Consider the following 8,334-nt stretch of genomic DNA (forward strand, 5'->3'; position numbering starts at 1 on the left):
CTGCATAATAAAAACACCTTCTCATGCTGACCACAGCACCGAGAAGGTGTTTGTTTTTATATGTTACCACATGCCCTTGGATTTCCAGAAGCTGCGCCGGCACATGACCAGCAAGGTCAGGATTTCCAGCCGGCCCAGCAGCATGGACAAGCACAGAATGCTTTTTGCAAAATCAGACAAATTCGCATACGTACACGTCGCGCCGGTAATCCCAAAGGCCGGGCCGATGCAGCCCATGGTGCTGACGCTGATGCCGACGGCATCGAAAATGTTCACGCCGTCCCACGTAAGCAGCAGCGCCCATAATACGATAAAGGCCATGTACAAAAAGAAAAACTGGCTCACGCGGACGACTGTATCGTCGCCGACGTAATGGCCGTTGATTTCTACGCGGCGCACCATGTTGGGATGAACCTTTTGAAAGGCCGTAATCCACAGGGCCTTGACCAAGATGACGACGCGGGATACCTTGAGGCCCGCCGCCGTCGAACCGGCACAGCCGCCGCAGATCATGAGAAAGAGCAGCAGCAGCTTGGAAAAGGCCGGCCACGTGTCATAATCTGCCGATACGAAGCCCGTCGTCGCAATGGATGCAACCTGGAACGAGGCGTATCGGAAGGCCGTCGTCCACTCGCCGCCGAAGGCATAGGCCAAATTCAGCATGATGAGGAGCGTCACAACGCCTAATATGAGCAAATAGGCCTTAAATTCCGTGTTCCGCCGCAAGACGCCGGGCCCCTTTTGATACACCTGATAGTACAAGCCGAAGTTTCCGCCGGCCAGTATCATGAAAAAGGTAATCCACCCTTCTACAACAGAATCGTCGAAATGGGCCACGCTGGCATTAAAGGTTGAAAACCCGCCGGCCGAAATAGTCGACAAGGCGTGGTTCAGGGCATTGATAAAATCCATGCCGCACAGGAGGAAAATAACCAGGGCGATGAGGGTAAAGCCGGAATACATGCGGAATAAGACATTCGTCATATCGTGAAGGCGGGGCAGCACGCGCTCCCGCGTCGGCCCGGCCACCTCGGCGTTGTACATGGACATAGTCGACTGTCCCGCTTCAGGCAGCAGGGCGATAAAGATGACGACGATGCCCAGCCCGCCGAGCCAATGGGTCATGCTGCGCCAAAAGAGGATGCTGTTCGGCAGCACCTCCAGGTCTTCAATGACCGTCGCCCCCGTGCCGGTAAACCCGGAAATACTTTCAAAGAGCCCGTCGAGGATTCCCAAGTACCCGCCCAATACATAGGGCAGCATGCCCAGGCCCGTCGCCAGCAGCCAGCCCAGGCCGGTAATGGCAATGCCTTCGCGTATCGTCAGGGCCTTCGTCCGGACGTGTCCCCGGCGCTGGCACAGAAAGGACACGGCCACGGCCGCGCCGATCGTCAGGATAAAGGGCACGGCGCTCTCTTCGCCGCACCAGAAAGCGATGCCCAGCGGGATGAGCATAGTCAGTCCCTGGATAAATGAAATTTTTCCTAAAAACCGGCATACGACATGTAAATCCATAGGCATCCTTTCGTTGAAATTCTATATTGAACGCGCAGCGGCAAGATTACCAGACGCGGCGCTTCCAAAATGACGGCATCAGCAAGGCCAGGACGGGAAAGATTTCCAGCCTCCCCATAAGCATGGACAAGCACACGACGGCCTTGCTGAACGAGGGCATATCCGCATAGGTACACGTCGCCCCAAACAGGCCGAAACTCGGCCCGCAGCTGCCCATCGTCGTGATGGCTACGCCCAGGGCGTCAAAAATGGGAATGCCGTCAAAGACCAGCAGCACGGTCCACAATATGTCCAGCATGACATATACGAAGAAAAAACGGGCTACGCCGTACAGTACGTCTTCGGAAAAATCCTCTCCATTGGAGCGGACGTGCAGGACGAGATGCGGGTGCATCTTCTGCCGTATGCGCAGGACAATCGTCTTGACCAGCAGCATGAGGCGCGTCACCTTCAGCCCACCGGCTGTCGAGCCGGCGCAGCCTCCGACAAAGATGAGAAAAACCAGGATAAACTGGGAAAAGGCCGGCCATTTGTCGAAATCACTGGAAATGAACCCCGTCGACGACGATAAGGACGCCGCCTGGAAAAAGGACTGGCGGAACGCTTCGTTCCAGGCCCAGCCCTGAGCCGACGCTAAATTGGCCGCCATCAGCATCGTCGCTGCGGCGACGAGGCCGACATAGGTGCGGAATTCCGTATCATGCAGGATGACCTTGGGTCCCCGCTTCCACGCCGCCACGTACATGCCGAAGTTGGCACTGGAAATCATCATGAAAAAGGCCAGCACCCATTCGATCAGCGGGCTGTCGAAATAGGCCACGCTGGTGTTATAAGGAGAAAAACCGCCCGTCGCAATCGTCGAGCAGGCATGGTTCAGAGCCACGAGGAACGACATGCCGCAGGCCATGCAGGCCAGCGTAGCCGCCGTCGTAAATACGACGTACACGCAGAACAGGGCCTTGGCCATTTCCTTTACACGCGGCACGTTCCGGTCCGACGTCGGCCCCGTGCTTTCAGCGTTGAACATATGGACTGTCCCCCGCCCCAGCTGAGGAAATAAGGCGATAAAGATGACGATGATGCCGAGGCGCCGAACCAATGGGTCAGGGAACGCCACAGCAAAATGCCCTGCGGCATGATTTCTAAATCGGGAATGACCGTGGCCCCCGTGCCGGACAAGCCGGAAATGCACTCGAATACGCCGTCCAGCACGGACAAATAACCGCCGGCAGCATAGGGCACCATGCCCAAAAACATGACCATAATCCATCCTAAGGCCGTAATCGCAATGCCTTCGCGGTTCGTAACCTCCCCGACGGGAGCCCTTCCATACGCCGTCAGACCCTTGCCCAAGGCCAGGCACACGCCGATGGCGACGGCAAAGGCGAATACGCTGTTTTCACTATACCACAGGGACACGCCCAGGGGAAGAACCATGCCGCAGCCGTAGGCCCAGGACAGGCGGCCTAATACATACCAAACTATTTTCAAATCCATTTGACGCGACGCCTCCTACCAACGGCGCTTAAAGGCCTGGGCTGCCGTCTGCAGCACGATGAGAAAGGAAAAGATTTCCAATCGTCCCAGAATCATCAAAAAGGCGCAGTATGCCTTCAGCCAGGCTGGTTCCGCGGAAAATTCGACGACGCCGAACAGGTGAGCCGTCGCGCCGGCGCTGGTCAGGCAGCCCGCCGCAACCCCCATGGACTGCAGGGGCGTCATGCCGGACAACGAGATGATAATCGTCGATACGAAAAATACAGCCATAAATAAGAAAAAATAGCTGAGAACCCGGCTGATGATCTTCATATCGACGGGAACGCCGCTGACCTTTAAGCTGATGACCATGCGCGGATGCAGGAGATGGCGCATTTCCTGAGCCGCTATCTTGAACAGCACGATAAACCGCATGACCCGCAGGCCGCCCGTCGCCGAGCCGATACAGCCGCCGACAAAGACGATGAGCAATAAGATAAATTTATCAAAATCAGGCCAGGCCGAAACGTCGGCCGTAATAAAACCGCTCGTACTATAAAAGGAAAGGACGTGGAAAAATCCGAACCGCAGGCTGTACGCCCCGTCGTACACGCCCATCTTCCACAAGTGGAAGGACACGAGAAGGGCCGTCCCCAGCAAGACGCCTAAAAACACGCGGAGCTCCGTATCCTGAAAGGCCGACTTGAGGTCCCGCCGCTCAAAGCTTTTCCAATACAGCAGGAAATTGCCGCAGGCCAGGAGCATGGAAAAGGCGCAGGCCCATTCCAAGGCCGGATTACCGCCGGACATAAAGGAAAAGGGCGCGTCGCCGCTCGTCGATATGCTGCGGAAGGCGCTTATACAGGCGTCGAACAGGGATAGCCCAGCCAGCAAATAGGCCAGGACGGACAGGACCGTAATGGCCGCGTATATCTTCCCTACCTGGCGGGCCGCAATATCCATGCGCCCCAGCATGGGGCTGAAGCTGATGCTCTGATGCACCGACAAGGTCAGGCCAAAGCAGCCGCTGACCTGCGGAATAATCGTCACCATCAGCAGAATAAAGTTCAAGCCGCCCAGCCATTCCATCAGGCCGTGCCACAAGACCAGCGAACGGGGTACGTCGCCGGCCTGCCCGACAGCGCAGGACAAGCCGACCGTCGTATAGGCCGAAATACTTTCAAAAAACGCGTCGGCGACGGTCAAGGCGCCGGAAAACAAATACGGCAGCATGCCGACGCCGCCCAGCATAACCCACACGAGAACCATGTACCAGGCGCCGCCGGCGACGCCCAGCTGCTTGCTGTGCCGGCGGCCGAAGCCCATCATCAGGCCGCCCAAGGCCAGCGTAACCGCCATGGAAGGGCCGAAATACAAATACGCCGGCTCCCCCCAGGAAAAGGCGCACAGCAGGGGAATCAAAAAGGCCAGGCCGTTCAGGATTGCCATCCTTCCCAGGAGGAAGAAAAACAAATACATGTGCATCTCAATCCCTGCCTTTGAAATATTTCATGACTTCCTTGGAATGCGTCGTCTGGATAAATAAGATAACCCGATCGCCGGCCATCAGCGCCGACTGGCCGTTTGGAATAAAGGCGTCTTCGCCGCGCACGTAAGCGCATACCAAGCATTCCCTGGGCAGCCGGACGTCCATCAGGCGCTTGCCCGCTACGGGCGCGCCGTCCTGCACGATGACTTCAACGGCTTCGGCCTTGGCCCCTTCGAGCAGCGATACGGACACGACGCCGCCGCGGCGGACGAAAGCCAATACTTCGCTGGCCGACAAGAGGCGCGTAGACAATACGATGTCGACGCCGACCTTTTCCATCAGATCCGTATATTCAGCCCGCGACACGCGGACGATGGTCTTCTTCGCGCCGAAATGCTTGGCAATCAGAGCCAGCATGAGGTTCAGCCGGTCGTCGTCGGTAATGCACACGACGACGTCTGCTTCAGCGATGCCTTCCTGCTCCAGCAGGTTCAGGTCCGTGCCGTCGCCGCAGATAGCGATGCCGTTGTCCATTTTTTCCGCCGCCAGCAGGCACCGTTCCCTGTTTTTGTCGAAAATTTTAACCTGCACGCCCTGCTTGTCCAGCATGGGGGCCAGAAAGCGCCCCGTCCGGCCGGCGCCGATGATGATGGCCCGCTCTACCCGCTTCGTGTCGCTCTGGACGAAATTGACGCTGAATTTCTCAATCGCCTTGGGATCGCCGATAAAGTAGGCGTTGTCATGAGGCAGGAGCTGGTCGTCGCCGTGGGGGATGATCATGCGGTGGTCCCGGAAAATCATGCCGACCAGTATAGACGGCGGAATTTCCAGATCCTTGAAGGGAATATTGACCAAGGGCGAATGGCGGCGCACCTTCGTTTCAAACAAGCGCACCTTGCCGTTGGCGAAATCTTCTACGTTCAGCGCCGCCGGCGTCATAATGATGCGGTTGATTTCCTGGGCCGTAATCAGCTCCGGATTCAGCATCAAATCGATATCGAAATTTTCTTTTAAGTAATCCTTCGCTTCCGATAAAAACTGCATGTCCCGGATGCGGGCTGCCGTATAGGTAATGCCGTGCTTCTTGGCCAGAATGCAGGCCACCATGTTGACCTCGTCGATAGCCGTCGCCGCGACGAGGACGTCCGCTCCTTGTATATCGGGATTATTCATCGTAATCGGGCTGGCGCCGTTGGCATGGACGGTCAGGACGTCTAAGGTATTTTTGACGACTTCCAGCCGCTCCTCATCGTGGTCTACGACGACGACGTCGAACTGCTCGTTTGACAACAGCTCGGCAATGCTGTATCCCAGCTTGCCGGCGCCTACAACTACTATGCGCATATGCTCACCTCTGTGCTATACGTAGATATCGTAAAATAATCGCGCCGCTTTGATTATAGCAGCACATTAGGCAGTGTATGGTATACTATTACTGTACCCACTGTCTACGCTACTATATCATAAAAGAAGTGCCGTGGCTAGGAGAGAACAGATAATCGCCGGAAAATTTACATGGATAGGCCCGTATCTCTAGCAACGGCAGGTTAAATATGATAAAATTAATTGTTTGTTATATCATGTAAAAATTACGAGACAAGAGGGGTATCATGGCTAATAAGTTCGTATCGGGAACCTTGATTCTGACGCTTTCCGGCTTTGTCGTCAAAGCCATCGGCAGCATCAACTGGATTATCTTATCCCGTATTCTCGGCGGCGAAGGCATCGGCATTTACCAAATGGCCTTCCCTATCTATCTGCTGGCTCTGGACGTATCCAGCGCCGGCCTTCCTATCGCCATTTCCATCATTACGGCGGAAAAGGTAGCGAAGCAGGACTATCTCGGGGCACAGCGCATCTTCCGCGTGTCCTTGTCCATGCTGTGCACGACGGCTTTATTTCTCAGCATCCTCATGTTCTTCGGCGCGGAGTTCCTCATCGACGAACAGATCATCCGTGAAAGCCGTGCCTATTATTCGCTCATCGCCTTAGCGCCGGCTATCTTCTTCACGACGGTCATTGCCGGATACCGCGGGTATTTGCAGGGCTGGCAGCAAATGACTCCGACAGCCCTATCCCAAATCGTAGAGCAGCTGGTCCGCGTCGTCGTCATGCTCGGCTTTGCGGCCCTGCTCCTGCCTTACGGCCTCGACTACGCCGCAGGCGGCGCCAGCTTGGGCGCGGGCGCAGGCGGTCTGGCAGCCTGGCTCGTCTTAATTTATTACTATTATAAGCTGAAGCGCTCCCTGCCCTCGGACGGCCCTGTATATCCGAAGGAAGACATCCGGCATATTTTAAAGCGCCTCGTCGTCCTGGCCGTGCCCATCTCCTTATCGAGCATCATGCTTCCCGTCGTGTCGAACCTGGATTTGCTCATCGTTCCCCGCCGTCTGGAAGTCGCAGGATACGCTACGGCCCAGGCGACGGAATTGTTCGGCTATCTGACGGGCATGTCCGTGCCCCTCATCAACTTGGCGACAATTTTGACGGCGGCCATGGCCATGAGCCTCGTGCCGGCCATCAGCCACAGCTTTACGCTGAAAAATTTCGACGAAATATACGAGCGCACGGCCAGCGCCATGCGCATCTCCTTTCTCGTGACGATTCCCTTCAGCGTCATGCTTTACGTCATGGCCGAGCCCGTCGTCACCTTTATTTACAACGCGCCAGCTGCGACGGATGCGACGAGAGCCGTTGCCATCGCCATTTGCTTCCTCGGCCTGCACCAAATCACCACGGCCATCCTGCAGGGCTTAAAGAAGCCTAAGATTCCGGTCATCAACATGGCCGTAGCCTGCGTGGCCAAGGTGGCCTGCAACTGGTTCTTAGTCGCCATTCCGTCCTTCGGCATTACTGGCGCCTCCTATGCGACTGTAGCCGACATCGGCGTCGCCGCCGCCCTGAACCTGTTTTTCATCTACCGCCATACGGGCTATATCATTCACGCCAATATCATCGTGAAAAACGTCGTTTCTGCCGCCATTATGGGCGTCATCATGTATTTCGTCTACAATTTCCTCTATCTGCACATCGGCCTGTTCCTCAGCCTGTTCCTGACCTGCCTGTTAGGATCGGCGATCTACATTGGCCTCATGGCCCTGACCGGCGGCGTAACCAGAGAAGACGCCGCAAAGATGCCCTTTATCGGCCGGTTCTTTTAAACAGTATATCTCATCAATCAAACCCATCAGTAGATGATACGTCCCCTCTTTACTGGACACCCCAGTAAGGAGGGTACTTTTTATGCGTTATCCCTATAAATTTAAGAGAACCTGTGTAAACTTATATTGAAAAGGAGGCTGGCCCCCGCACCGAAGAACTAAACACCCGGCAAATTTATAAAACGATCCGGGAATAGTTCCGCATGGAAAAAGCACGATATCTCGAATTGATTTGCTTGGGATTCTAATGGCGCCGCCCTGAATGCGGCCGGTGTTCTGCACAACCCCTGCCTGAATTTGGACCGTCTTTCCCTGCAGTACGCCGCTGCTTTCCACAGCTGCCTTCGTATCCATCCCAAGATTCTTGGTACATACGCTTGAAACAAGGTCGGTATTTTCAGCAATATTGTCCATAAGAAATCCTAACTGCAATCCAGCATTCACTTTGCTGCCGACAGTTTTAGAAAGTACACTCACTTGGCTGTTGTAGAAATACTCTTCTCAACCGTGATTTGTGTCAATTTTTCACTAGCCTTAGCAGCTGCCAAGGCAGCTACTTTTTTAACGGTTAATTGTAAAATGAATTTGAACAGGTAATCAAAAAACAAAAATCCATAGTGAAGCTTCATGTTAAAATGGTTTTGCGAGAAATCATCAACAAAGGAGCAATCACTATGGATCACATCCATTCTA

At 55.0% G+C, this 8,334-nt stretch carries 8 protein-coding genes; 1 reads left to right on the plus strand and 7 read right to left on the minus strand.

From position 1 onward, the window contains the following. Window positions 1-63 precede the first annotated feature (63 nt). Genes CJ260_RS01760 through trkA form a run of 5 tightly spaced genes read right to left on the minus strand, consistent with a single transcriptional unit; the run spans window position 64 to window position 5,824 of the window. Window positions 64-1,515 (minus strand): TrkH family potassium uptake protein, encoded by a 1,452-nt coding sequence (locus tag CJ260_RS01760; protein WP_095628931.1) that lies wholly within the window; start codon window positions 1,513-1,515, stop codon window positions 64-66. A 46-nt stretch (window positions 1,516-1,561) separates the two neighbouring features. After that, window positions 1,562-2,542, minus strand: a complete 981-nt coding sequence (locus CJ260_RS01765) for a TrkH family potassium uptake protein (RefSeq protein ID WP_369831669.1) — start codon at window positions 2,540-2,542, stop codon at window positions 1,562-1,564. Next, window positions 2,488-3,012 carry a potassium transporter TrkG gene (locus CJ260_RS13395; RefSeq protein ID WP_369831670.1) on the minus strand — a complete coding sequence of 175 codons (525 nt, stop codon included), beginning with the start codon at window positions 3,010-3,012 and terminating at the stop codon, window positions 2,488-2,490. The genes CJ260_RS01765 and CJ260_RS13395 overlap by 55 nt, the downstream gene beginning before the upstream one ends. 15 nt (window positions 3,013-3,027) lie before the next feature. Then, window positions 3,028-4,470: a TrkH family potassium uptake protein gene (locus CJ260_RS01770; protein ID WP_233127855.1), complete on the minus strand. Its 1,443-nt coding sequence runs from the start codon at window positions 4,468-4,470 to the stop codon at window positions 3,028-3,030. A 7-nt stretch (window positions 4,471-4,477) separates the two neighbouring features. Further along, window positions 4,478-5,824, minus strand: a complete 1,347-nt coding sequence (trkA, locus tag CJ260_RS01775; protein ID WP_095628933.1) for a Trk system potassium transporter TrkA — start codon at window positions 5,822-5,824, stop codon at window positions 4,478-4,480. A gap of 266 nt (window positions 5,825-6,090) precedes the next feature. Between trkA and CJ260_RS01780 the strand changes: the two genes are divergently transcribed. Continuing rightward, window positions 6,091-7,641: a polysaccharide biosynthesis protein gene (locus tag CJ260_RS01780; RefSeq protein ID WP_095628934.1), complete on the plus strand. Its 1,551-nt coding sequence runs from the start codon at window positions 6,091-6,093 to the stop codon at window positions 7,639-7,641. 93 nt (window positions 7,642-7,734) lie between these two features. Here CJ260_RS01780 and CJ260_RS01785 read toward each other — a convergent pair whose 3' ends face one another. Next, window positions 7,735-8,055: a hypothetical protein gene (locus tag CJ260_RS01785; RefSeq protein ID WP_095628935.1), complete on the minus strand. Its 321-nt coding sequence runs from the start codon at window positions 8,053-8,055 to the stop codon at window positions 7,735-7,737. A gap of 59 nt (window positions 8,056-8,114) precedes the next feature. Beyond that, a partial coding sequence (locus CJ260_RS12775) for a hypothetical protein (protein ID WP_158221351.1) occupies window positions 8,115-8,334 on the minus strand: 220 nt, incomplete at its 5' end.

Source organism: Megasphaera sp. ASD88 (genome assembly GCF_002287425.1).
GTDB classification, from domain to species: domain Bacteria; phylum Bacillota; class Negativicutes; order Veillonellales; family Megasphaeraceae; genus Megasphaera; species Megasphaera stantonii.